18 protein-coding genes and 4 pseudogenes are annotated in these 23,184 nt (G+C 60.0%); 15 read left to right on the top strand and 7 right to left on the bottom strand.

Going from position 1 to position 23,184, the window contains the following annotated elements; all coding sequences use genetic code 11:
* Nucleotides 1-8: 8 nt before the first annotated feature.
* The 5 genes from cobA (at nucleotide 9) to AXF15_RS11570 (ending at nucleotide 4,896) form a co-directional block, all read left to right on the top strand.
* Nucleotides 9-1,517, top strand: coding sequence for a uroporphyrinogen-III C-methyltransferase (gene cobA / locus AXF15_RS11590; protein WP_066607683.1), 1,509 nt, complete (start codon nucleotides 9-11; stop codon nucleotides 1,515-1,517).
* Nucleotides 1,514-2,182 (top strand): phosphoribosylglycinamide formyltransferase, encoded by a 669-nt coding sequence (gene purN / locus AXF15_RS11585; RefSeq protein WP_066607680.1) that lies wholly within the window; start codon nucleotides 1,514-1,516, stop codon nucleotides 2,180-2,182. Before cobA ends, purN begins: the two co-directional genes overlap by 4 nt.
* A gap of 156 nt (nucleotides 2,183-2,338) precedes the next feature.
* On the top strand, nucleotides 2,339-2,887 hold the full coding sequence (gene amrA, locus AXF15_RS11580) for an AmmeMemoRadiSam system protein A (RefSeq protein ID WP_066607677.1): 549 nt from the start codon (nucleotides 2,339-2,341) through the stop codon (nucleotides 2,885-2,887).
* Between the two features lie 81 nt (nucleotides 2,888-2,968).
* Entirely contained in the window at nucleotides 2,969-3,523 is a 555-nt protein-coding gene (locus AXF15_RS11575) for a peptidylprolyl isomerase (RefSeq protein WP_066607675.1), read from the top strand.
* Between the two features lie 455 nt (nucleotides 3,524-3,978).
* Complete coding sequence (locus tag AXF15_RS11570) at nucleotides 3,979-4,896, top strand: J domain-containing protein (protein ID WP_083518025.1); 918 nt, start codon at nucleotides 3,979-3,981, stop codon at nucleotides 4,894-4,896.
* Between the two features lie 83 nt (nucleotides 4,897-4,979).
* Here AXF15_RS11570 and AXF15_RS13710 read toward each other — a convergent pair.
* The 4 genes and pseudogenes from AXF15_RS13710 to AXF15_RS11550 all read right to left on the bottom strand — a co-directional run bounded on the left by AXF15_RS13710 (nucleotide 4,980) and on the right by AXF15_RS11550 (nucleotide 9,070).
* Nucleotides 4,980-5,510 (bottom strand): annotated as a pseudogene (locus AXF15_RS13710) (IS1595 family transposase).
* A 33-nt stretch (nucleotides 5,511-5,543) separates the two neighbouring features.
* A complete protein-coding gene (locus tag AXF15_RS11560; RefSeq protein WP_066607671.1) occupies nucleotides 5,544-5,960 on the bottom strand; it encodes a pyridoxamine 5'-phosphate oxidase family protein in 417 nt (138 codons plus the stop codon).
* Between the two features lie 130 nt (nucleotides 5,961-6,090).
* Nucleotides 6,091-7,115: pseudogene (locus AXF15_RS11555) on the bottom strand (histone deacetylase family protein).
* A gap of 293 nt (nucleotides 7,116-7,408) precedes the next feature.
* Nucleotides 7,409-9,070, bottom strand: coding sequence for a hydantoinase/oxoprolinase family protein (locus AXF15_RS11550; protein WP_066607669.1), 1,662 nt, complete (start codon nucleotides 9,068-9,070; stop codon nucleotides 7,409-7,411).
* A 114-nt stretch (nucleotides 9,071-9,184) separates the two neighbouring features.
* Here AXF15_RS11550 and AXF15_RS11545 point away from each other — a divergent pair, with 114 nt between their 5' ends.
* The 3 genes from AXF15_RS11545 to creD all read left to right on the top strand — a co-directional run bounded on the left by AXF15_RS11545 (nucleotide 9,185) and on the right by creD (nucleotide 11,754).
* Nucleotides 9,185-9,961: an inositol monophosphatase family protein gene (locus AXF15_RS11545; RefSeq protein WP_066607667.1), complete on the top strand. Its 777-nt coding sequence runs from the start codon at nucleotides 9,185-9,187 to the stop codon at nucleotides 9,959-9,961.
* 109 nt (nucleotides 9,962-10,070) lie between these two features.
* Entirely contained in the window at nucleotides 10,071-10,241 is a 171-nt protein-coding gene (locus AXF15_RS11540) for a transcriptional regulator (RefSeq protein ID WP_066607665.1), read from the top strand.
* Nucleotides 10,242-10,383: 142 nt separating this feature from the next.
* The gene (creD, locus tag AXF15_RS11535) at nucleotides 10,384-11,754 is read left to right on the top strand and encodes a cell envelope integrity protein CreD (protein WP_066607663.1); all 1,371 of its coding nucleotides are present in this window, start codon (nucleotides 10,384-10,386) and stop codon (nucleotides 11,752-11,754) included.
* A 222-nt stretch (nucleotides 11,755-11,976) separates the two neighbouring features.
* On the opposite strand, the gene AXF15_RS11530 is transcribed toward creD, so the two are convergent.
* A complete protein-coding gene (locus AXF15_RS11530; RefSeq protein ID WP_066607660.1) occupies nucleotides 11,977-12,513 on the bottom strand; it encodes a ferritin-like domain-containing protein in 537 nt (178 codons plus the stop codon).
* Between the two features lie 84 nt (nucleotides 12,514-12,597).
* Here AXF15_RS11530 and AXF15_RS13705 point away from each other — a divergent pair.
* The 4 genes and pseudogenes from AXF15_RS13705 (at nucleotide 12,598) to AXF15_RS11505 (ending at nucleotide 17,877) form a co-directional block, all read left to right on the top strand.
* Nucleotides 12,598-13,365, top strand: a pseudogene (locus AXF15_RS13705) (IS5 family transposase).
* Between the two features lie 283 nt (nucleotides 13,366-13,648).
* Nucleotides 13,649-14,206, top strand: a complete 558-nt coding sequence (locus tag AXF15_RS11515; protein WP_066607655.1) for a DUF4390 domain-containing protein — start codon at nucleotides 13,649-13,651, stop codon at nucleotides 14,204-14,206.
* Nucleotides 14,207-14,284: 78 nt separating this feature from the next.
* Nucleotides 14,285-16,492 (top strand): sensor histidine kinase, encoded by a 2,208-nt coding sequence (locus AXF15_RS11510; protein ID WP_066607653.1) that lies wholly within the window; start codon nucleotides 14,285-14,287, stop codon nucleotides 16,490-16,492.
* Nucleotides 16,492-17,877, top strand: coding sequence for a sigma-54-dependent transcriptional regulator (locus AXF15_RS11505; RefSeq protein ID WP_066607648.1), 1,386 nt, complete (start codon nucleotides 16,492-16,494; stop codon nucleotides 17,875-17,877). The genes AXF15_RS11510 and AXF15_RS11505 overlap by 1 nt, the downstream gene beginning before the upstream one ends.
* A gap of 34 nt (nucleotides 17,878-17,911) precedes the next feature.
* Here AXF15_RS11505 and AXF15_RS11500 read toward each other — a convergent pair whose 3' ends face one another.
* Together AXF15_RS11500 and AXF15_RS11495 are read right to left on the bottom strand one after the other, a co-directional pair.
* The gene (locus tag AXF15_RS11500; RefSeq protein ID WP_066607645.1) at nucleotides 17,912-18,514 is read right to left on the bottom strand and encodes a queuosine precursor transporter; all 603 of its coding nucleotides are present in this window, start codon (nucleotides 18,512-18,514) and stop codon (nucleotides 17,912-17,914) included.
* Nucleotides 18,515-18,610: 96 nt separating this feature from the next.
* Nucleotides 18,611-20,235, bottom strand: a pseudogene (locus AXF15_RS11495) (fatty acid--CoA ligase).
* Between the two features lie 209 nt (nucleotides 20,236-20,444).
* Between AXF15_RS11495 and AXF15_RS11490 the strand changes: the two are divergent.
* The 3 genes from AXF15_RS11490 to AXF15_RS11480 are packed head-to-tail and all read left to right on the top strand — an operon-like array spanning nucleotide 20,445 to nucleotide 23,181.
* Nucleotides 20,445-21,434: an AAA family ATPase gene (locus AXF15_RS11490; protein ID WP_066607636.1), complete on the top strand. Its 990-nt coding sequence runs from the start codon at nucleotides 20,445-20,447 to the stop codon at nucleotides 21,432-21,434.
* Nucleotides 21,431-22,723 carry a vWA domain-containing protein gene (locus AXF15_RS11485; protein ID WP_083518024.1) on the top strand — a complete coding sequence of 431 codons (1,293 nt, stop codon included), beginning with the start codon at nucleotides 21,431-21,433 and terminating at the stop codon, nucleotides 22,721-22,723. The genes AXF15_RS11490 and AXF15_RS11485 overlap by 4 nt, the downstream gene beginning before the upstream one ends.
* Nucleotides 22,720-23,181, top strand: coding sequence for a hypothetical protein (locus AXF15_RS11480; RefSeq protein ID WP_066607630.1), 462 nt, complete (start codon nucleotides 22,720-22,722; stop codon nucleotides 23,179-23,181). Before AXF15_RS11485 ends, AXF15_RS11480 begins: the two co-directional genes overlap by 4 nt.
* Nucleotides 23,182-23,184: the final 3 nt, after the last annotated feature.

The following is a 23,184-nucleotide window of genomic DNA, read 5'->3' as shown; positions in this document are numbered from 1 at the left end:
GGAATACAATGTCCAAAGCCTATCTCATCGGCGCGGGTCCCGGCGATCCGGGGCTCATTACGGTCAAGGGCCAGCGCATCCTGCGCGAGGCCGATGTGGTCATTTACGATTATCTGGCCAACAAGGCCTTTCTGGATCAGTGCCGGCCGGACGCGGAGCTCATCTACGTGGGCAAGAAGGGCGGCGACCACACCTTGCCTCAGGGCCAGATCAACGATCTGATCGTGTCCAAGGTCAGGGAAGGCAAAAGCGTGGCCCGGCTCAAAGGCGGCGATCCGTACATCTTCGGGCGCGGAGCCGAAGAAGCCGAGGAACTGCTGGACGCGGGTCTCTCCTTCGAGGTGGTGCCCGGCGTGACTTCGGCCGTGGCTGGCGCGGCCTACGCGGGCATCCCCCTGACCCATCGCCGGTATGCGTCTTCCGTATCGCTCATTACCGGCCACGAAGACCCGACCAAGCCCGATTCGGCCCACAACTGGGCGGCCCTGGCCGCTTCGGCCAGCACTCTGTGCTTTTACATGGGGGTGAAGAATCTGGCGTACATCACGCGACAGCTCATGGAGCACGGCATGCGGCCGGACATGCCCGCCGCGCTGGTGCGCTGGGGCACCACGGCCAGGCATCAGTCCTGGGTGTCCACGGTGGGCGAAATCGCCGCTCTGGCTGAAGCCGAAGGGATCAAGGCTCCGTCCATGCTGGTGGTGGGCGAGGTGGTGCAGCTGCGCGACCGTCTGAACTGGTTCGAGCAGTTGCCCTTGCACGGCAGGGGTGTGGTGGTGACCAGAGCCAGAGAACAGGCCAGCGGGCTGAAAGATACTCTGGAACGGCTGGGCGCGGCCTGCTACGAATTTCCGACCATCACCATCCGGCCGCTGGATGATTACGCTCTGGTGCGCGAGGCCATCGGGCGGCTCTCCGGTTACGACTGGCTGATTTTCACCTCCGTGAACGGCGTGCGTCATTTCTGGGCGCAACTGGAGGAGGCGGGCAGGGATTCCCGGGCTCTTGGCGGCGCACAGGTGGCGGCCATCGGTCCGGCTACGGCCGAGGCCCTCAGGGAGCGCGGCATCCGGCCGGATTTCATCCCGCCCAAGTACGTGGCCGAGTCCGTAGTGGCAGGGCTTCTGGAACGCGGCATCGCGGGCAAGCGGGTACTCGTTCCCAGAGCGCGCGTGGCCCGGGAAGTGCTCCCCGAGGAGCTGGGCAAGGTGGCCCACGTGGATGTGCTGCCCGTGTACGAAACGGCTCTGACCCAGGAGGACGGCGGAGAAATCGTGAGCCTGCTGGAGAAAGGGCGGCTTCATTATCTGACTTTTTCCAGCTCTTCCACGGTGGATAATTTCTTCGCACTGGTCCCGCCCGACACGATCCGGCCCTACGCCGGGCGGACGCTCAAAATCTGCTGCATCGGACCGGTCACGGCGGGCACTCTGAAAAAGTACGGCTTCACGCCGGACATCATGCCCGCGGACTATACCATCCCCGCCCTGGTGGACGCGCTGGTGAAGGCTTCGTGACCATCGCCCTGGGGCTCCTTCTTTCGGGATCCGGCTCCAACGCCCAGGCCATCATGGACCGGGCGCGGGAAGGAGCGCTGGACGCGGATATCCGTCTGGTCGTCGCCAACAATCCTTCGGCCTGTGGGCTGGAGCGGGCCCGTGCGGCAGGTGTGCCCACGGCCTGCGTGCGGCACGAGGATTTTTCCTCCCGCGAGGCCTTCGACCGGGAACTGCTGCGCCTGCTCGCGGCAGCCGGAGTGGAATATGTGGCCCTGGCCGGATTCATGCGCATCCTGACGCCCCTTTTCGTCCGGGCTTTTTCCGGCAGGCTGCTGAATATCCATCCGGCCCTGCTTCCCGCCTGTCCGGGCGTCCGCGCCCAGCGGCAACAGGTGGAGCATGGTGTGCGTCTGGCCGGATGCACCGTGCATTTCGTGGACGAGGAGATGGACCACGGCCCCGTGATCATCCAGGCCGCTGTCCCGGCCCATGCCGATGATGACGAGGCTTCTCTGGCCGGGCGCATTCTGGAGATGGAGCACCGGATTTATCCCCAGGCTCTGCAATGGCTGGCCAGCGGGCGGATACGTCTTTCGGGCCGCCAGGTCGTGGTGGATGGCGCAGGGCGGGCACCCGGCCGGTTCTGGGTCAATCCTCCGCTGGAAGCGCCTTTCGACCGTTGACCGCTTGGGCGGGCTCCGCCTGCGTCCCGCTTTACCGTCCGGCCTTCAGAGGAGACGGCAGTTTTCCTGAAATTCAGGCGGCGGGCGCGAGCGGGCAAGGGCTGTTGTAACACGCAGATCGCCATGGTGATCCGAATTATGTCCGGGAGAGAAGTCATGCGGGAATTTCATCTGACGCTGACCGACGAGGAAAAGCGTTTCTGCAAGGAGCTGGCGCGGTACGCCATTGCCTGCGGTCTGGGCCGGGCCGGAGAAAAGCCTGTCTGCGAATCCGATACCCTGCGGGCGGAGCTGGGCGCCTTCGTCACTCTGAAAAAAGGCGGACAGCTGCGCGGCTGCATGGGCAACGTGACCGGCGATGGCCCTCTGGCCGGGACCATCGAGCGCATGGCCAGGGTTTCGGCTTTCGAAGATCCCCGCTTTCCTCCGGTATCGGCCGGGGAGGCCGGGGAACTGGATGTGGAAATTTCCGTCATGGGGCCGCTGACTCCCTGCCCCGACCCGGAACTGATCGAAATCGGGCGGCATGGATTGTATATCCGCAAATCCATCCACGCGGGGCTGCTGCTGCCGAAGGTGGCGGTAGAGCAGGGCTGGGACAGGGAAACCTTTCTGGATCAGACCTGCGTCAAGGCCGGGCTGCCCAAAGGTTCGTGGCGCAAACCCAAAACGGAAATCTGGTGGTTCGAGGCGGTTATTTTCTGAGATGACGGAGTTTTTATGCGGCGATCATCGAAGCCATGTGGCGACGGTCATCAAAATGCCATTTATTTCAAGGAGAAAATCATGCGTGTTTTGCTGTTCACTCTGATTTTTGTTTGTCTGACAGTTTCCTCCGCTCTGGCGGGCGCTCCGAAAGTGGCTCTGACCACGAGCGAAGGCGTCATCGTGCTGGAGCTTGATCCGCAGAAAGCTCCCGTGACCGTGGAAAATTTTCTGACCTATGTGCGGGAGGGTTTCTACTCCGGGACGGTGTTCCACCGGGTCATTTCCGGATTCATGATTCAGGGCGGAGGCATGGACGCGGACATGACGCCCAAGACCGGCCATGCGCCGATCAAGAACGAGGCCGACAACGGGCTCAGGAATGACAAATACACTATCGCCATGGCCCGCACCGGGGAAATTCATTCCGCCACGTCGCAGTTCTTCATCAACATAGCAGACAATGAATTTCTGAACCACGGGGTGCGCGATTTCGGTTATGCGGTGTTTGGCAGGGTTGTCGAAGGAAAGGACGTGGTGGACGCCATTGCGGCTGTGCCCACCGGGTCGCGGGGGATGCACGGCGATGTGCCGGTGGAGCCTGTGGTCATCGAGAAGGCGGAAGTGGTGGAGTAACGCCTCCACCCGAAGCGTGCGGCGCGGGAAAGAAACAGCCGCATGCCTCGGACTCTGACGCGGTATTTGGCGTGCAGTTTGCGCTGAATGCCGTTTTTTTGGGCGACAGGGGCTACGATACAGACGCGGTCCTCGACAGGTCGAGAGCCGAAAGATGTGTCAGATCATCTCCAAAAGAAGCCATAAGCAATAGCTGGAGTACGGTAAGGAACTGCATAAGATCCGATATTTGATCTGTTTCTTTATCGTAGAGTGGTGCAGAGTAGCTACCAGATACGTCGAACGTCATTCCTTTCCGTCATCATACATATCAGAGGTATATCTTCTTATAGACCTCAATCTTGTGACAATAGGCACTGGATATTTTGAGATATTTCGAAATATATTGCTATTTATGTGAAAAAATTCTATCATTTTATACAAATTTTAAAAAAAGAGAAAAAAATTAAAGTACTATGCGTCGTATACACACCCATTACGATAATCTGAAAGTATCACGGAACGCTCCAGTCGAAGTGATCAAGGCGGCGTACAGAGCTCTTTCCCAAAAATATCATCCCGATCTCAACCCAGAGAATAGCGATGCGCATCGCATTATGCGCATAATCAACGCATCGTACGAAGTGCTTTCAGACCCGGACAAAAAGAAGCGATATGACGAATTTTTAGCACAATTAGAGCGCGAACAAGCCTCTGCAAAACCGCATCCAACACAACAAGCCACGTCCAAAAAGCAAAGAGAAAAACGTCCTCTTGCCCCTTCTTTTTTTTGGGTTGCATTGGGCATCTTCATACTAACAGCCACCATTGTCCCGCAGCTAAACCATACAATACAGCACAGCAAATCAACGTCCTCTCCTCCGCAGGCCTTAACTAAACAGACAGTCACTCCTGAAGCCTCTCAGGTGCTCCTTGAGCCTGTTGATTTTGATCCCTTTGCCAGGGAGCCAGCCAAAGTAAAATGGACGAAGCCAGCCTATGCTCCCAATGGGAAGCCTTGGCCGCAGAGGGCAGGGTACATCTCCGGGTACAAACAGCTGCACTCCAACGGACATTCCTCTGTGACCATAGACAATTCTAGGTGTGACACGGACGTGTTTGGCAAACTATATTCACTGTCACCTCAGAAAAAACCTGTACGCTTTTTTTATATCCCCGCACACAGTATGTTCACGCTATTGAATGTCCGTAAAGGCGACTACGACTTGCGTTTTGAAGACATGAGAGACGGCAGTAAAACTCGATCGGACCCATTTCAGGTTACCGAAAGGAAAGAACAGGGAGTCACCCTTTTCGATGAAATCACCATAACCTTGTACAAGGTGCGCGATGGGAACATGCATATGCACGCCATCAGCGAGGATGAATTTTAGAGGCTCTAGACCATCAGGTCTTTGTTCTTTGTCACCAAAAGTTTGAGGCTAGTGAAAAGTTGGGGTAGCGCTCGATTGTAACATCATTCACACTCCTTAAGGTGGAGCTCGAAATTCTGCTTCACACCGTTAAACTTTGCCAAGCGTGTAAAGCTCCAGAATGCTTCGATGCCGTTGATGTGGACCGATTTTGCCGCAAAGTGTCTGGGCTTGTTGATGCGGAAGTGTTTGTCACACCCAACGTCCACCAGTCCATCATAACCTTTCCAGCAGTCGGAATGGATAATGCCCTCAGGCGAAACCTTGTCCCTGATGATGGCTTGAAGCGTTTTGCTGAGGCAGTCGGTGACCAACTCTGTGAAACCGCTCCATCTTCATAGATGCCGAAGGTCGGCTGTTTAAGCGTGTCCCGCCCCCTTTTTCTTGGGCCGGGCCGCCGCCCACAAACTTGAGTGGGTATAAAGCAACTTTCATCAATCTCAACCATACCAAGTAGTTGCTCTTTTTTGATATCTGATGAAAATAAGTTAACCGCTTGAAGGCCAGAAAAACCTGCTTACGATCTTTCTGTTCAGCTTTAGAAGTAGAGCGGTTTTGGTAGCATCAATGTCGATGTAAAAGCATTAGCCTGATGAGTGAGGCTGGAGCTACTGCCAGACTTCGGGCTGGGGATTTTCTATTGATCCAAGTTCGATCCGTGTCGGCCGGATGAGGACGATGCAGTAGACCGGATCATCGGGCCCCTTGAAATACGCTCCGAGTGCATCGAACCAGAATGCCTCGCGTTCTTCCTTCGATGTCATGATTTCCGCCCGGCCTTCTACCTGCAACCACTGAGGCGATCCGGGATGACTGGCTCCGAGGGTGACGGAAACGACCGGATTGGCCTTCAGATGCCCGATCTTGGGAGAAGAAAGATGCGTACTGAAACGAAGGTTCAACTCCTGATCCATTTTTCCGGCTACATATCTCACTCTGGGTTTGTTGTCCGGACTGACCGTCGCCACATTCATTAACTGGAGTTCTTTGCCCATGGCATAAATTCTGTGTTTCAAATCACTCATGGTTTACTCCTTGAGATTTGCGGATGTATTTTTTGAGCCTCATGCCGTCAGCGCATTGTCTGCAGAAAGATATTGTCACTGCATCGGGAGTACGAAACCACAGCCGGAGGTTCCCTGCCGGCCGTGTGCTCTATCTGGCGTATTCGTAGCGCTTGATGACCCTGTCCGCGATCTGGGCGTGGGCGAATCCCGCCTCTCTGGACTTGGCGAAGCGTTCCTCTGCCTCCTGACTGCACAGGTCGCAGCCCTGCACCGGAACGTAGAGCCCGAGCGATCTGGGCGTGTCGGCGGTTTCCGTTTCGGTGATGATGAGCCCCGGGCAATGGGGGCAGTCCTTGACCCGTTCCACCTGCGTTTCGGTGATGTTGTCCGTGTCGTAGTAGATGGACCGCCGCCGCACGAAATATCCTCTTTCCCGCGGAGCATCGGCCGGCCGGGGATTGAAATAGATGTCGGGCAGCTGGTCGCACAGGGTTTCGAGATAATCCATGGTGGACTTCTGTTCCCTGATCCGCTCCCGGTCCAGTTCCGGTTCCCTGACGGCGGAAAAGTCCACTCCGGCCAGGGCCAGGCTGATGCCCAGATTGACGTAGGGCAGGGCGCCTTTGATGGCGTATCCGCCTTCCAGCACGGCGATGTCCGGCTTGAGCATGGCCGTCATTTCGGCGTAGCCGTGGGCGGTGAAGTTCATGTTGGTGATGGGGTCGGAGAAGTGGTTGTCCTGCCCGGCGGAGTTGATGATCAGGTCGGGTTTGAAATGGTCGAGGATGGGCAGCACCACGCGCTTCATGGTCATCAGGTAGCCGTCGTCAGACGTGCGCGGGGCATGGGAATGTTGATGGTCCGGCCCAGAGCCTTGGGGCCGCCCGCTTCCGCCGGAAAGCCCGTGCCCGGATACAGGGTGCGTCCGTCCTGATGCAGGGAGATGAAGAGCACGTCGGGATCGTGCCAGTAGATGTCCTGAGTGCCGTCCCCGTGATGGCAGTCCGTGTCCACCACGGCCACGCGCAGATTGCCGTAGTGCTCGCGGATCCATTCGATCATGACGGCTTCGATGTTCACGTTGCAGAAGCCCCGGCTGCCGTGAACCGTGCGCATGGCGTGATGTCCCGGAGGCCGGACCACGGCGAAGGCCCGTTCCCGTTCCTTGCCCATGACGAGCTGCGCGGCGCGGATGGCTCCTCCGGCCGAAATGAAATGGGAATGGGTGCACACGTCGGCCACGCCGGGAAAACAGAAATGCGCGCGCATGATGTCCGTTTCTCCGGCGACGATGGGCCGGTATTCATGGATGCCTTCGATGTCGAAAACACCTTCCTCCCGAAACTGGTCCTGGGTGTAGAGCAGACGCTCCTCCCGCTCGGGATGGGTGGGGGAGATGGCCCAGTCGAAGGCCGGAAAGAAGATGATGCCGAGGCTGGTTCGGGCTTTGAGCATGGGTCCTCCGTTCAGGAAGCCAGGGTGGCGATGGTTCCGGGCCGCATCTGGCAGCGCACGCGGATGTTGCGGCCGATGGTGTGGTGCCCCTCGACCATGTTGAACGCATCGGCCTGAATGACCTGAATGTCGCCGGGTTCGGCCGGGATGCCCTGACGCTCCAGCTCTTCTCCAAGAAGAGTGGTGGCGTCGCGCACGGCCTCATCCAGCGTGTAGGTGCGCTTGACCGTCTTGTGGATGCCAAGGCCCGGCACGGTGAAGGTGCCTCTGGAAGTGTCCACCGTCAAAACCAGGGACTGGGTCGGCCGGGTCAGACAGGCGCCGATGGCGTTGACCACCTGGCTGTACGCGGGGACCGTGGCTGGGATGCCAAGCTCTTCCTGAAGCAGCGGGGCCATGGTTTCGGCCGGGCCGCCGATGACCAGAAGGCGGGAGGGCCGGACCGAGCGGTCTTCCAGCATTTCCTGAATGGTGTACACCGGACGGGAATTCACGGCCGCGAGAAAAGCGCCGATTTTTTTCGTCAGGATGGACATGGCCTGCTGCACGATCTGCTCGGCGCATTCGCGGGTGGAAACGCCTTGGGCCATGGCCACTTCCTTGATGCCCGAGGCCGAACGCTCCCGGTCGCCGAAATCGGCATGCCCCAGGACATTCATGGCGTCCATGAGGGCCGGAGCCGGTCCGCCGGCGGCCATGCACGGCCCCTGACGTTCCGGTCCCACCAGCAGATGGCCGTCCCGGGAGCGGACAAAGGAATCCCCGCCGATACCGATGGATTCCACTTGCAGGGCGCGGACCAGGGTGCGGTGCCCGCCGATGGAAATGCCGTCGCGTTCGAGCAGCGGCACGCCGTTCACCAGCACGGCCATGTCCGTGGTGGTGCCGCCGATATCCAGCAGCAGTGCATCCTCGTCCGCCGGGACCGTGCCGAGCACGCCCATGACCGAGGCCGCCGGGCCGGAAAAAATGGACTGGATGGGTTTTTCCCTGGCCATCTTGAGGGGCATGGTGCCGCCGTCGGCCTTGACGATGTTGATGTCGGCCCGGACATTCAGCTCCGCGAGGCTCTGTTCCAGAGCGTCGGCAAAGGCGTTGCAGGTCCGCCAGACCGCGGCGTTGTAATAGGCCGTGCCGATCCGCCGGCCGAAATTGAGGGCTTCGGACACGCGGTGACCCATGGCCACGAAGTCGGCCTGAGGGGCCAGGACATCGGCCATGGTCTGTTCCTGCTCCGGGTTTCTGGTGCAGAACTTGCCGACCACGCCGTACACGCGAAGTCCCTTGTCCCGGCATTCGGCCGCCAAGTGGCGGATATGTTCCGCGCGGGCCTTGACGGAAACCACTCCGCGATGGTCCACACAGCCGGGCAGAATGTGGTAGTGTCTGCCCACGGCATAGGCTCGTGCGTCCACGCCGGGGCCGGGCATGACGAACATGCCCGCTTCTTCAGCCGCGCCGGTGACGATGGCGTTGGTGGAAAGGGTGGTGCTCAGGTTGACGGTGCGCACGGCGGAGGCGTCGCATTCCTTCAGGATGACGCGCAACGCTTCGGTGATGGTGGCGAGCAGATTCCCGTGGTCCGTCGGGACCTTGGCCAGGGCTTCCATGCGGCCGTCGCTTATGCAGACGCCGTCCGTGTGGGTTCCTCCGACATCGATTCCAATAAGCATATCCGGATCCTTGGGGCTGACGGTTGACCGGAGCGGGACGGCCCGCGTTCATTTCCCGATATTTACCCCGGAGCGGGTGAAGCGCAAGCACAATTCAGTAAGAGGACGGAAACGATGGATAAAAATCTGGTGAACGGTTTTCTGGACAGAGTGCGCGCGGCGGGCGGGATCATCCGCGAGCAGTGGGCGGATGAAAAGTGCATTGCCTTCAAGGGCCGCATCGATCTGGTCACCCAGACGGATCTGGCCGTGGAAGCCTATCTGTTGCGGGCCCTGCCGGAACTGTTGCCCGGCTCCGCCGTGCTGGCCGAGGAATCCCATACGACCCTCACGCCGGACGGCCTGTCCTGGATCGTCGATCCGGTGGACGGCACCACCAACTATGCCCACGGGCTGCCCATGACCGCCGTGTCCGTGGCGCTGTGGCGGGACGGCCGGGCGGAACTCGGCGCTGTGTACGCGCCCATGCTGGACGAACTCTTCTGGGCGGTGCGCGGCGGCGGCGCGTTTCTGAACGGGCGGCCCATCGGCGTCAGCGCCGAAACAGAAATGCGGAAGGCGCTTATCGCCACGGGCTTTCCCTATTCCGTGTGCGACGAGGCGGACGAGATCTGCTCCCGCCTGCGCCGGGTGCTCGAGGCCAGTCAGGGTGTGCGCCGTTTCGGCTCCGCGGCCATCGATCTGGCCTATACGGCCTGCGGCCGGTTCGAGGGCTTCTACGAGACAAGTCTCAAACCCTGGGACACGGCGGCCGGATGGCTGCTGGTGGAAGAGGCCGGGGGCCGGGTCAGCGGGATGGACGGAAAGGATTACGATTTCAGCGGGCACATGATTGTGGCCAGCAACGGCCATGTGCATGAGGCTCTGCTTGAACTGTTGCGGCGGGACTGACTTCCGCCGGAATCCAGGCCGCACCTCTCGACCGGAGGCGGCCGGACTTGGATTTCGCGTCCGGCTGTTTTCCATGCGGGAACATCTCAAACCATGAAGGAGTGCCGCGATGAAAGAAAAAGTCTATGAGGCCTTCGTCAAGGCCGGAGCGCCCAAACGGCCGGGGGACATCGCCAAGGAACTGGGCGTGGATTCCAAGGAAGTGTCCAAATGTATCGACGCTCTCAAGAAGGAGGGCCGTCTCATCTCGCCCAAACGCTGCTTCTACGCCCCGGCATAGACGCCGGGCAATGCGGTTCGTTTTCCAGCCGGCTCCGGCCCGGCGGGAAGCGGGCCACGATTTTTCACATAATCCGCACGCCGCGTTCACACTCTCTCCACGATACCTCTGTAAAAGGCCCGAAACAGCCAAAGGAGGTATCATGATGGCTCGCTTCTCCATCAAAGTTCTGATTCTCGGCGCCCTTGTCCTGTTCATGCTCATCCCGCAGATATTTCTGTGGGATCTGATCGGGGAACGGCAAAGCTGGCGGCACCGGGCTTACTCAAGCATCTCCCAGGGCTGGCCCGGCGAGCAGACCCTGGCTGGTCCCGTACTGGTCATCCCCTATACGTTCACGAAGCTGGTCACGGAAAAGCTCAAGGACGGCGGCGGGGTGTTCGTCACCAGGGAGGAGACCGTACAGGAAGCGGTCTATCTGGCCGCGGCGGACGCGCGCATGACCGGCAATATGACCGTGTCCGTGCGCAACCGGGGGATTTACGACATGCCCGTCTACGTCAACTCCATGAATGTGGCGGGCCGGTTCGTTTTCGAGGAACTCGAGGAAATCCGGCGGACCCGGAAAAATGTACAGTGGGGAGAACCCGTGCTTGTCGTGTTCATCACCGACCAGCGGGGCATCGGCCGGATTTCGGCCCTCAGCTTCGGAAATCAGACCGTACCGTTCAAGCCCGGCACCATGCTGAACGGGGACGGCATGCACGCCCGGCTGGAAAAACTGCCGGACATTCCGCCCTCCGGACTCGACTTTTCCTTCAACATGGACTTGCGGGGCATGCGCTCCATGCACTGCGCCCTGCTGGCGGAGAACACGCTCATGGAGCTCGCGGGAAACTGGCCGCATCCCGGATTCACCGGGTTTCTGCTGCCGGACTCGCGCGAGGTGGGGGAAACGGCTTTCTCGGCCGTCTGGCGGGCGTCTTCGTTCAACTACAACGCGGAGGCCGTTCTGGACGCCTGCCAGAGCGGCGACACATCGCAGCTTCAATCCAAATCCGTGGGAGTGGAGCTGGTGCAGCCCGGAGACGTGTACCAGCAGTCCGAGCGCAGCATCAAATACGCCCTGCTTTTCATTCTGCTCACTTTCGGCGTGATACTTCTGTGCGAACTGCTGCATGGCACTCCCGTGCATCCCGTGCAGTACACATGCGTGGCCCTGGCCCTCATGATCTTTTACCTGCTGCTGGTTTCCCTGTCCGAGCACATCGGGTTCGGGCGGGCCTATGGCGCGGCGGCCGCAGCCTGCACATCTCTGCTGACCTGCTATTTCAGCGCCATTCTGCGCAGTCGCAGGTTCGGCGTTCTGCTCGGTTCCGGCATCGCCCTTCTCTACGCCGTCCTGTACGTCATTTTGCAATCGGAGGATAACGCTCTGATCATGGGCAGTCTCCTGATCTTTGCTCTTCTGGCGGCCCTGATGATCGGGACCCGTCATTTCGACTGGTACTCGCTGACCGCACGCGCCCAGCATGTGTACCGCAAGGCCGCTCAGGATTTTATCCAGAGATGATCGGCATCTTCGACTGGAATTCACCGGCCGCACATGCCGCAAGGATCAGGGTTTTCTCTGGAGCGGCGGCGTGGCGGGTGGTCCCAGTGTGCGGCCGGATGCAAAACCAACGGGTGGGACGGAAAAAACGCATCTGGCCTGACTTCTCACACGCATGACCATAAAAAAGCGGACGTATGGACTTTTGTCCGCACGTCCGCTTCATTTCATTCCGGCAGAGGTTTAATTGCCGCCACTGATCAGAAAACCTTTGGTGGAGGGACCGGTGGAAGCCGAAGTCCCGGCAATTTTGGACAGATACGTGTCGCCCAGGGTTTCAATATGGTTGCCCACGTTTTCAAAATAATTCATGTGGGCCTGTTCTTCCTCGATGATGGTTTCAAACAGTTTGGCGCTGATGGCGTCGCCATTGTCTCGACAGGTCTGTGAAAACTGGCTGTATGTATCGATGGTGTCGTCTTCCAGATCGGCGTCGTAAGGATAAATGGCCCATACAGCTTTTTTCAGATTGTCCTCGCAGGATGTGGCCGGCTCTCCGCCCAGTTCCTTGACCCGCTCGGCAAACATCTCGGCATGGCGTATCTCGTCGATGGCAATGAGCTTCATCTTGGCGGCCAGTTCGCCGTAGTCCATGCTGTCCAGTCCGTAATGCTGGTTCATGTACTGGGTGATGGCGAAAAGCTCCATGGTCCTGGCCTGATTCAGCACTTCCACCACACGCGCCTTGCGTTCTTCTCTCGATCCGGATTTGACGCTCATGAGAAATCTCCCTGAAGGCTAGGCTCAGGCCTCATTAATTGTAAAAATCAGGAAAGTTGGTTAGTTGTGCTCAGGGAGGACGCCATGAGCCAACTTTTCTATCTTTCTGCCGAACAACTCGAGCGTATCAAGCCTTTCTTTCCACGTTCACATGGTATTCCGCGGGTCGATGACCGGAAAGTCATCAGCGGCATCATTTATGTCATCAAACATGGCCTGCAATGGAAAGATGCACCGCGTGAGTATGGCCCGTATAAAACGCTGTACAATCGCTTTTTGCGCTGGAGCCGGATGGGCGTCTTCAACAATATTTTTACCGAATTGGCAAAAACAGCGGGAAAAGATGGACGATTGATGATCGATGCGACCCACCTCAAAGCCCATCGTACCGCCGCAAGCTTGCTCAAAAAGGGGCTCTTTCCCGCTGCATCGGACGCACAAAGGGCGGCCTGAACTCAAAACTCCATGCCCTTTGCGACGGTCACGGCAGGCCCCTGGTCATGAAGCTCACAGAAGGCCAGGTGAGCGACTACAAAGGAGCCGCCCTGCTTATGGATGCCATAGATGCTTTGCCCGAGGCCAGGGAGCTTCTGGCGGACCGTGGTTACGACGCCGACTGGTCCCGTGACGCCCTGCTCGCCAGAGGTATTACGCCTTGCATCCCTCCCAGAAGGAACCGAAAGAAAGCCTGCTCGTACGATAACGATCTGTATAAACAGCGGCACAAGATCTTTGGTCATGTTTGGCAGGATCAAGGACTGGCGCAGAATTGCCATGCGTTATGACCGCTGCGCGCATACCTTCTTTTCAGCTCTGTGCCTCGCGGCTTCCGTCATTTTCTATCTCAATTAATGAGGCCTGAACCTAGCCTCTATAATGGAGCGCCCAGGTGGTCTGCCTACGCCGTAATCCGCTCGATCTTAAAGAGGCGATGATCCATAGACGGTTCGCCGGACTTTGTTGTCAACTAACGGACCTTGAACTATCTTTCTAAAAGCCGGTGTCGCGGTGTGTACGGAAATTTTTTTGGATGCAGGAACCCGGGACCGATGGCATTCCGGCGGGTCCGGGCTCCTGATTTCCACGGCCACGCCGGAACAGATACCAGCAATTTTTTCCACGGATCCCGTCCAGCATGCATCAATTACGTATCTTTTTCGGCACGCTTTTGTTTGCGCTTTGCCTTTGCGGCAACGCCCGCGCCGATTTTATTTCTATCAGTAATCTGGGTGTGGACAACGCCCAGGGTCTGGTTTCCGTGGGATTCAGCATTGTGGTCGCCGACATCGACCCTCTGTTGAGGGCTCTTCAGGAGGGCGGCGAGTACGAGGTGGTCTGCACCGGAAAGCTGTATCACCGCCGGGCCGGCATCTGGAACGAACTGTTGGCCGAGGCGTCCTACATTTGTTCCCTCTCGGCGAAGCCCATCGCCAGAGAATGTCTGGTACGCGACTACCGCGGCAACCACACCGTTGATTTCGCCGAGCTGCGCACGGATTTGAACCGCTTCTGGTCAGCCTTGAGCCTGCCCATGGGCAGCTGGGACGCGGTGGAGCGCAACAGGCTGTACCGGGTGGTGCTGACCTTCCGGGTCAAGCGGACCAACGTCCCGCAATGGGTCAGCCGGTCACTTTTTTTTGTGGACTGGGACCTGCTGCCCGAGGCCGTCTATGAGTTGCAGTTCGACTACTAAGAGCTGCCACGGAAAGGGCATGTGCTCTGGATACCGGGAATCCGTCACGGCTGCCGGGCTCTGGCGCAAGGGTAGGACATGAACGCCCCCCGTTTCATTCCGGTGCAGCAGCGTTCGAGTCAGGAGCGGCGTAAGCGGCGTCGGGAAATCGTACTGGCTGCCGTGGCGGTCCTGCTCATCATCATCCTGAGCTGGGTCGAGCTGCGGCTTCTGGGGCTCAAATCCTACCTCTTTTTCGCTCTGTTCAATGTCAACCTGATCCTGCTCATCCTGGTTCTGTTTCTGGTCCTGCGCAATGTGATCAAGCTCATGCTGGACCGGCGCCGCCGCGTATTGGGCTCCGGCCTGCGGTCCAGACTGGTGCTGGCGTTTGGCACCCTGTCTCTGGTGCCGACTCTGATCATGTTTCTGCTTTCCCTGTGGTTTGTGCAGACATCCGTGGATTACTGGTTTCATTCTCAGGTGGAAACCTCCATGGATCAGGCCTTGACCGTGGGACAGGATTTCTACGCCTCCGCCGAGGCCGGACTTGAAGTAAAGGCCCGTGGATTTCTGGAATACGCCCGCAGATCCCGCATGGGCTGGACGGGTAAGAGCCTGAACGAAGCCTTGAAAGCCAAGAGTGCGGAGTACGGCCTGACTCTGGCCGGAGTCCTCGGCCCTGACATGTGGGCCAGGGCCTGGGTTGCCGACCCGGTATGGGAGGACGTCTGGCCCGGGATTCTGGAAAAAATCCCCCACGAGGAACTGACCCGGCAGCCCAGATATTGGGCCACACTGTGGCCGCACAGGGAGAGCGATCTGGTGGTGGGGATCATGCCTGTGGATGCTTCGGGCACCCTGTTTCTTGTCCTCGGAACCGGGGTGGGGCCGCGTTTTCTGGATCGCCTGGAGCAGATCGCCAAGGGCGTCGGCGAGTACAAACAGTTGCGCTCCCTGAAATACCCGCTCAAATGGACCCTGTACATGGTCCTCGGACTCATGACGCTGGTCATTCTGCTCGGGGCCACCTGGTTCGGATTCCGGCTGGCCAGAGAACTGAGTGCGCCGATCCAGGCTCTGGCGGCCGGCACCCAGCGCATCGCCAGGGGGGATCTGTCCGTGCGGCTCATGGATGATTCTCGGGACGAGCTGGGTCTTTTGGTGCGTTCCTTCAACAGTATGGCCGAGGATCTGGAACAGAGCAGCCTGCGGCTGACCAGGGCCAACCGGCAGCTGGAGGAACAGTATCAGACGCTCATAGCCAGAAACCACTATGTGCAGGCCATTTTGGAGAATATCACCGCCGGAGTGGTCTCCCTGGACCGCAGCGGCCGCGTCACGACCATGAACCGGGCGGCGGAGGCCATTCTCGGGGTGGAGGAGGGTGCTTTGCTGGGCCGTTCCGCCCTGGAGCTTCTGGGACCGGAGCACCGCGGGCTGGTGGAGGAGGTGCGTTCACTGCTGGAGAGCAGTCCCGGCTCGCAGTGGCAGCGGCGGCTGGATCTGGAGGCCGACGGGGAGAGCATCCGCCTTCTGGTCAACGCCGTGGCCCTGATGGACAGCGAAGGCGGCGACAGCGGCATCGTGGCGGTTTTCGAGAACATATCCGAACTGGAAAAGATGCAGCGGCTGGATGCCTGGAAGGAAGTGGCCCGGCGCATCGCCCACGAGATCAAAAATCCGCTCACGCCCATCAAGCTGTCCGCCGAACGGCTGGAGCGCAAATTTGGAAGCCGGATCGGCGATCCGGTGTTCAGTCAGTGCACGGAGCTGATCGTCAAGCAGGTGGAGCACCTGCAGGAAATGGTGCGGGAGTTTTCCGCCTTCGCCAAACTGCCCGAGGTCCGGCTCCGTCCGGGGGCCCTGGAGCCCCTGTTGCGGGAAGTGGCGGACGTGTTCGCCAGAAGTTACACGCATATTCAGTGGGCCGTACGTGCGGAGTCCGTGCCGCAGGTCATGCTCGACTCCGAGGCCATGCACCGGGCTTTGTACAATATCTTCCTCAACGCCACGGAGGTCCTGTCCGGCCGGGAAAACGGCCGGGTGGAGGCGGTTCTCTACGCCCGCAAGCGCAAGGGCCGCGTCTATGTGGAGATCGGCGACAACGGTCCGGGTATCAAGCCCGAGGAGCAGGCGCGCATGTTCGAGCCGTACTACTCCACCAAGCGCGGCGGAACCGGTCTTGGCCTGACCATCGTCAAATCCGTCGTGGGCGATCATCACGGTCATGTGCGGGTCAAACCCGGAGACCCGTCGGGGACGGTCTTTGTCATCGAACTTCCGGCGGCCAGAGCGGAGGAATGATGTTTTCCGGCGCATCCATTCTCATTATCGACGACGAACAGGACATCCGTCTTTCTCTGCGCGGCATTCTGGAGGACGAAGGCTGGCGGGTGAGCGAGGCCTCATGCGGCGAGGATGGACTGGAGATGCTGTGCGGCGGGGATTTCGATCTCGTTTTTCTGGACATCTGGATGCCGGGCATGGACGGCATGGAGACGCTTCGGGCCCTGCGGGAAAAGGGCGTGGACATCCCGGTGATCATGATTTCCGGCCACGGTAATATCGAGACGGCGGTTACCGCCCTGAAGGGCGGGGCCTTCGACTTCATCGAGAAGCCCCTGTCGCTCGACAGCATTCTGGCGGCCGCGGCCAAAGCTCTGGAGTTTTCGTGGCTGAAGCGCGAAAACAAGGCCCTGCGTTCTCGGATCGGGTCCGGAATTTCTCCGGTCATCACCGGGTCGTCGCCACAGATCGTGAAGCTGCGGGAACTGATCGGTCAGGTGGGGCTGTCCGACGCCTGGGTGCTGATCACCGGCGAGAATGGAACAGGCAAGGAAGTGGCGGCCCGGTGCATTCATCTGGCCGGGAAACGGGGACAGCGGGAAATGGTCTGCGTCAACTGCGCGGCCATTCCCGAGGAGCTGATCGAATCGGAACTGTTCGGACACGAGAAAGGCGCGTTCACCGGGGCGGACAAAACCAGGAAGGGCAAGTTCGAACTGGCCAACCAGAGCACGCTTTTTTTGGATGAAATCGGGGATATGAGCCTCAAGACCCAGGCAAAGATTCTGCGTATCCTGCAGGAGCAGCGCTTCGAGCGGGTGGGCGGAACCAAAACCATTCATGTGGACGTACGAGTTATCGCGGCCACCAACAAGGACCTGGGGCAGGAGATACTGGCCGGGCGGTTCCGCCAGGATCTCTTCTATCGCCTCAACGTCTTTCCCTTGTCCGTTCCGCCTCTGCGGGAGCGGGCTCAGGATATCCCGGAACTGATCGGTTTTTTTTCGGCGCGCATGGTGGAGGACCACAATCTGCGCCCGGTGCGGCTGACTTCAAAGGCTCTGGACGTGCTGAAAACCTACGCTTGGCCCGGCAATGTGCGTGAACTGAAGAATTTCGTGGAGCGTATTTTCATTCTCTATCCGGGCCAGGAAGTGGACGCGGCCATGCTGCCGCCTGAATACCGGGCCAGGACCGTGAACGGAGGTTCGGACCCGCTGGAGGAATTGACGGATTTCAAGGAAGCCAGAGCCCGCTTCGAAGAGCGTTTTCTGCGCAGAAGCTTGGCCCGCTCCGACGGCAATATCAGCCGCCTGGCCGAGACCATCGGCCTTGAGCGGACCTATCTGTACCGCAAGCTCAAGGCTTACGGCATCAGCGTGGATGAGGGCCGGGGAGAATGAGTGTCCCGGCTGCCGGGATTTCTGCGGTCTGTCATCAATGCGTTTCCCTGTCCCGGACCAGATAGATAGCGGGCAGCGAGACCAGAGTGGTGGCGAACTTGATGATGGTATTGCTGAAGAAGATGGACCAAACCACGGCGGCCTCGAACAGTCCGCCGAAGGCGATCCAGGAAAAGAGCAGGCTGTCCAGAGGGATGCTGACCGCATTGCTGACCAGTACCCGCGACCACTGATGCCTGCGGGTGACCCGTTCCTTCCACAGACTGTACACTTCCGTGTCCGTCAGTTCGGAAATCACTTCCGCGATGATGGAGGCGAAAACCAGCCGCCACAGCGGCGCCAGCACCAGACCGAATTCCGGCTGCGGGCCCACCTCCAGGTCCGGAGGCAGGATGGACACCAGCCAGAAATACCCGGCCATGAACAGATTGAAGCCGGCCGCGGTGAGAATCATGATCCGCGTGCCCTGCTTGCCCATGATTTTGTGCACCATGTCGCGCAGGGTGAACGTCAGCGGGTAGATGAAGGTGCCCGCGTCGATGGACATGCCCGCCAGGCTGACGATGCGCAGGGAGCCGATATCGGAAAAGATCTGCAGGCTGATGTACGAGGCCACGAGAAGAATGGTGGCGTGCATGAATACTCCTTGAAAAAGTGAAGAAAAAACCGGCCCTGAGGCCGGGAGGGAACCGGTTTTCCGGTGTGAATCCGGGCGGTTTGCTTCGGCTGCCCTTCAGTCGTCCTTATCCAGATAGACCGCCCGCAGCGTGAGCTTGTCGGTCTTGCCCACGCTGGTTCTGGGTATGGCTTCCACCAGGCGCACCCGGACCAGCACCGCTTCTTTGGGCAGTACGCCCCTGGTCACAAATTCCTTCACATGCCGGACGATCTCCCGCTCCGGCTCCACGGCCTCCGGCCTGGGCACGACCAGCGCCAGAGGGGTTTCTCCCCAGCGCGGATCCGGTCTGGCAATGACCGCCGCATCGGCCGCGGCCGGGTGCCGCAGAATGATGTCTTCCAACTCCAGAGAACTGATCCATTCCCCTCCGGTCTTGATCACGTCCTTGGTCCTGTCCGTGATGCGCAGGCTCCCCGCACTGTCGCGGCAGGCCGCGTCTCCGGTATTCATCCATCCTTCGGACCACAGCCCGGCCTTGTCTTCGGGATCCTTCAGATAGGATCGCGTCAGCCAGGGCGCGCGTACCTGCAGGGCTCCCGGAGTCCTGTCGTCATCCGGTACGGTTTGTCCCGCCTCGTCGATCAGGCGCAGCCGGACCATGGGCATGGCCTTTCCCGTGCGGGTACGCAGTGATGTCTGCGTTTCTCTGTCGGAAGTCAGCTCGGCCCCGGACAGATGGGACAGCGTCAGGATGGGGCAGGTTTCGGACATGCCGTAACCCGCGAACACGTCGATGCCCCTGTCCAGCGCCGTATCGCAGAGCGCTCTGGGCAGCGCCGCGCCGCCGACAACCACTTTCCAGCCGGACAGGTCATAGCCAGCGCATTTGGGGTCCGTGAGCAGCATGTGCAGGATGGTGGGCACGCAGTGACTGAAGGTGACCTTCTCCTTGTGGATGAGCCGGGCCAGCGTCTCGGGGACGTATTTGCCCGGATAGACCTGCTTCACGCCGAGCAGGGTGGCCATGTACGGAATGCCCCAGGCGTGGACATGAAACATGGGCGTGATGGGCATGTACACGTCTTCGCGGTGAAAGCGTCCCTGGACCGGATTGGAGGCCAGGGCGGCCACCCCGGCCAGAGTGTGCAGGACGATCTGTCGGTGGCTGAAGAAAACGCCCTTGGGCTGGCCGGTGGTTCCGGTGGTGTAGAATGTGGTGGCCCGAGTGTTTTCGTCGAAATTCGGAAAATCCGGCAGGGGGACACTGCCGGCCAGCAGTGCTTCGTATTCTCCGTCCAGACGCAGAGAAGTTTGAAGAGTTTGCGGCTCATCCGTAAGGAGAACGATCCGCCGGACTGTCCCCAGACTGTCCCGGATTTGTTCCAGCAGGGGCAGAAAGTCGGCACTGACCAGGATTACCTTGTCCTCGGCATGGGCGATGGTGTGTCCCATCCGCTCGGGTGAAAGCCGGATGTTTATCGTGTGCAGCACCGCGCCCATCATGGGATGGCAAAGTAGCATTCGAGGTAGCGGTGACTGTCGTAATCCATGACCGCCACGGTATCCCCGGGCCCGACGCCCTGTCCGGCCAGCATGGCGGCCAGACGGGCCACGCGCTCCCGGAATTGGGCATAGGTGAAGCGCCGGGATTCGGCCTGAACGATTTCCTGGTCCAGATGATCCTGGATGGGGGCCTGAAACAGGCTTTTGATCAACAGCTGGTCGGAGAATGTAGACATGAAAAATCCGTTATCTGGGGGCCCTTGGTCATGATCGCGGGGCTGGAAAATACTGGAGGGAGAAGAGAAAGGCAACCTGATGCCTGCCAGGTCGGCCAGAGGACTTCGCCCTGTCGGGAGCGGAACATCTTTCGTTGATAAATAATTAGTTGATTCAAACTGTGTGCTTGATTATCTGACTCCGAAATCGATCAAGGAGTCCTTGAATTATGAAGCCTTCCGAGATTGTCAGTGCGCTTGAAACCCTTTCCGATATTTGTCAGCCTGTATTTTTGTGGGGTGCGCCGGGAGTGGGCAAGAGTCAGGTCGTGGCCCAGGTGGCGGCAAAACGCGGGCTCAGGCTGGTGGACGTGCGCGCCGTGCTGCTTGATCCTGTAGATTTGCGGGGCATTCCACGCATCGACGAAAGCGGCGCCGCCGTGTGGTGCCCGCCGTCCTTTCTGCCTCGCACCGGACGGGGAGTGCTTTTTCTGGATGAGCTGAACGCCTCTCCGCCACTGGTGCAGGCCGCCTGTTATCAGCTCATTCTGGACCGCAAGCTGGGCGAATACGAACTTCCGGAAGGCTGGATCGTGGTAGCGGCGGGCAACCGGGAGTCGGACCGGGCGGTGACGCATCGCATGCCGTCGGCTCTGGCCAACCGGCTGATCCATCTGGATTTCGATCCTGATCCTCAGGACTGGCAGGAGTGGGCCGAAAAAGCCGGTATCGACCCGCGCATCCGCCATTTTCTGCGTTTCCGGCCGAAACTTCTGCATGTCTTCGAACCGGGCCGGTCGGAAAAAGCCTTTCCTTCTCCCCGCTCGTGGGAATTCGCCTCGCGCATTCTGCAGGCCGGTCCGCACTGGAGCACGACTCTTGGGCTGCTCAGGGGCGCTGTGGGCGAGGCTGCGGCATTGGAATGCATGGGATTTCTGAAAGTATACGCCCAGATGCCCTCCGTGGACGAGGTTCTGGCCGATCCCGGCCGGGTGCCCATTCCCGAGGACCCGGCCGTGGTGTACGCCCTGTGCGAGGCCCTCGCCCGCAGGGCTTCGGAACTGACCATGACCAGTCTGGCCACTCTGGCCGGGCGTCTGCCCGCCGAATTCGGGGTTTTGCTCATGCGCGACGCGGCGGCTGCGGAACCGGACATTGTAGACACGGACGCCTTTCACGACTGGGCCCGCGCCAACAGCTCCCTGCTGGTCCAGGCATGACTTCGGCCCATGCCAGAATGGTGCAGGCCCGCGCCGAGCTGGTTCTGGACCATCCTTTTTTCGCCACGCTGGCTCTGCGTCTGGAACTGCGCGAAGATCCGCATTGCGACACGGCATGGTCCGACGGGAAAACTCTGGGCTACAATCCGGCCTACATCGCGGCTCAGAGTCTGGAACAGATCAAAGGCATGCAGTGTCACGAGGTGCTGCACCTGGCCTGTTCCCATCATCTGCGCCGGGATGGCCGCGACCAGGGGCTGTGGAACCGGGCCTGCGACTACGCCATCAACCCCATCCTGCTGGAGGCGGGCATCCGCCTGCCTGACGGTTTTCTGGACGATCCGGCTCATCACGGCAAAAGCGCCGACCTTATCTATGAAACCCTGCTGCGGGAAATGGAGGAGCGGCCGGGCGGACAGGGTACGGGCGGCCGGGAAGAAACATCCGGTGGGGATGAAAACGCATCCGCAGGCGAGGGCGGTCTTGGCGGGCGGGACCAGAGCGGAGCCCCGGGCAGGAAAGAGCCTCCCGGAGCAGGCCGGACCGAAGGCGGCGGCGGACTGGCCGGAGAGCGTGGAGACAATGCCGACCCCGGCCGGAGCGGCGAAGTGCGCGATGCTCCGGTGAAATCCATGGGCAGTGGCGACGATGGTCCGGGCGCGGAAGATGAGTGGCGCATGAATGTGGCCCAGGCCATGCGCGCGGCCAAAGAGGCGGGAAATCTGCCCGGCTCCGTGGAGCGGTTGTTCGGGAATCTGCTGGCTCCGAGGATCGGCTGGCGGGAGATGCTGGCTCGCTTTGTGTCGCAGTGCGCGCGCAACGATTTCTCCTGGGTCCGGCCCAACCGGCGTTATCTGCACGCGGGACTGTATCTTCCGGGGCTGGACAGTCAGGAGCTGGATAATGTGGCCGTGGCCGTGGACGTGTCCGGGAGCATCGAGCAGACACATCTGGACGCCTTTTCGGCGGAGATCTCGGCCATTCTGGAAGAATTCGACACAGAACTGACTCTTCTGACCTGTGACGCGGCACTCACTTCGCTTAAGCGACTGACCCGGCGGGACATGCCTCTGCAGCTTGCGGCGGCGGGGGGAGGCGGAACGGATTTCCGCCCGCCGTTTCAGGCTCTGGAGCGAGAGGGGGTCGTCCCGGCCTGTCTCATATATTTCACGGACATGCAGTGTTCCCGGTACCCGGAAGACCCGGGGTACCCGGTACTGTGGCTTACGGTGCGCGAAAGCCCGCTTTCTCCTCCCTTCGGGGAGGTCATCGGCATGGAGACGCCATGAAAATCGAATGGAACATCGTCAAGAAACGGGGGAATTACCGGCCTGTGCTGCACTATACGGCCGTTCTGAACGAATTTGAACGCGGCCTGTGCCTGCATGCCGTGCGGGTCATGAGCACGATCCCGAAGCCACCCGAAGCCAGCTGGACATTCTGCTGGCCCGGCCAGAACGAGCGCGGCCAATGGACGCCGTCGGTCTGGTACAGCCTGATGACGCCTTCCCACAAGGACGGCAAGCTTTCGGACAGCCTGAAGCTGCCCTGGCGGGAAGACAACACCTATCCTGAAGTGGAGGCGTCCTTCGCCGCTTTGCGCACAGCCTTCGAGGAGGCTCTGGCGTCGGCGCTGGAAAGCGCGCCTTTGAACAACTCCGGCAGTCTGGAGACATCCGGGACCATGCGTCAGGTCATGGCTCCGGCCTTCATGGCCCAGCGCATCCTGGGCGCGGCCGGGCGCTGAAGG

Origin of the sequence: Desulfomicrobium orale DSM 12838, assembly GCF_001553625.1 — a bacterium.
GTDB classification, from domain to species: domain Bacteria; phylum Desulfobacterota; class Desulfovibrionia; order Desulfovibrionales; family Desulfomicrobiaceae; genus Desulfomicrobium; species Desulfomicrobium orale.
Note: the sequence above shows the minus strand (reverse complement) of the source record. Positions and strands in the feature narration are given on the sequence as shown.

Excerpts from the sequence above, each read along its gene's own strand:
- cobA (WP_066607683.1), top strand. The coding sequence starts at position 9 with ATGTCCAAAGCCTATCTCATCGGCGCGGGTCCCGGCGATCCGGGGCTC.
- amrA (WP_066607677.1), top strand. The coding sequence starts at position 2,339 with ATGCGGGAATTTCATCTGACGCTGACCGACGAGGAAAAGCGTTTCTGC.
- AXF15_RS11575 (WP_066607675.1), top strand. The coding sequence starts at position 2,969 with ATGCGTGTTTTGCTGTTCACTCTGATTTTTGTTTGTCTGACAGTTTCC.
- AXF15_RS11570 (WP_083518025.1), top strand. The coding sequence starts at position 3,979 with ATGCGTCGTATACACACCCATTACGATAATCTGAAAGTATCACGGAAC.
- AXF15_RS11560 (WP_066607671.1), bottom strand. The coding sequence starts at position 5,960 with ATGAGTGATTTGAAACACAGAATTTATGCCATGGGCAAAGAACTCCAG.
- AXF15_RS11550 (WP_066607669.1), bottom strand. The coding sequence starts at position 9,070 with ATGCTTATTGGAATCGATGTCGGAGGAACCCACACGGACGGCGTCTGC.
- AXF15_RS11545 (WP_066607667.1), top strand. The coding sequence starts at position 9,185 with ATGGATAAAAATCTGGTGAACGGTTTTCTGGACAGAGTGCGCGCGGCG.
- AXF15_RS11540 (WP_066607665.1), top strand. The coding sequence starts at position 10,071 with ATGAAAGAAAAAGTCTATGAGGCCTTCGTCAAGGCCGGAGCGCCCAAA.
- creD (WP_066607663.1), top strand. The coding sequence starts at position 10,384 with ATGATGGCTCGCTTCTCCATCAAAGTTCTGATTCTCGGCGCCCTTGTC.
- AXF15_RS11530 (WP_066607660.1), bottom strand. The coding sequence starts at position 12,513 with ATGAGCGTCAAATCCGGATCGAGAGAAGAACGCAAGGCGCGTGTGGTG.
- AXF15_RS11515 (WP_066607655.1), top strand. The coding sequence starts at position 13,649 with ATGCATCAATTACGTATCTTTTTCGGCACGCTTTTGTTTGCGCTTTGC.
- AXF15_RS11510 (WP_066607653.1), top strand. The coding sequence starts at position 14,285 with ATGAACGCCCCCCGTTTCATTCCGGTGCAGCAGCGTTCGAGTCAGGAG.
- AXF15_RS11505 (WP_066607648.1), top strand. The coding sequence starts at position 16,492 with ATGTTTTCCGGCGCATCCATTCTCATTATCGACGACGAACAGGACATC.
- AXF15_RS11500 (WP_066607645.1), bottom strand. The coding sequence starts at position 18,514 with ATGCACGCCACCATTCTTCTCGTGGCCTCGTACATCAGCCTGCAGATC.
- AXF15_RS11490 (WP_066607636.1), top strand. The coding sequence starts at position 20,445 with ATGAAGCCTTCCGAGATTGTCAGTGCGCTTGAAACCCTTTCCGATATT.
- AXF15_RS11485 (WP_083518024.1), top strand. The coding sequence starts at position 21,431 with ATGACTTCGGCCCATGCCAGAATGGTGCAGGCCCGCGCCGAGCTGGTT.
- AXF15_RS11480 (WP_066607630.1), top strand. The coding sequence starts at position 22,720 with ATGAAAATCGAATGGAACATCGTCAAGAAACGGGGGAATTACCGGCCT.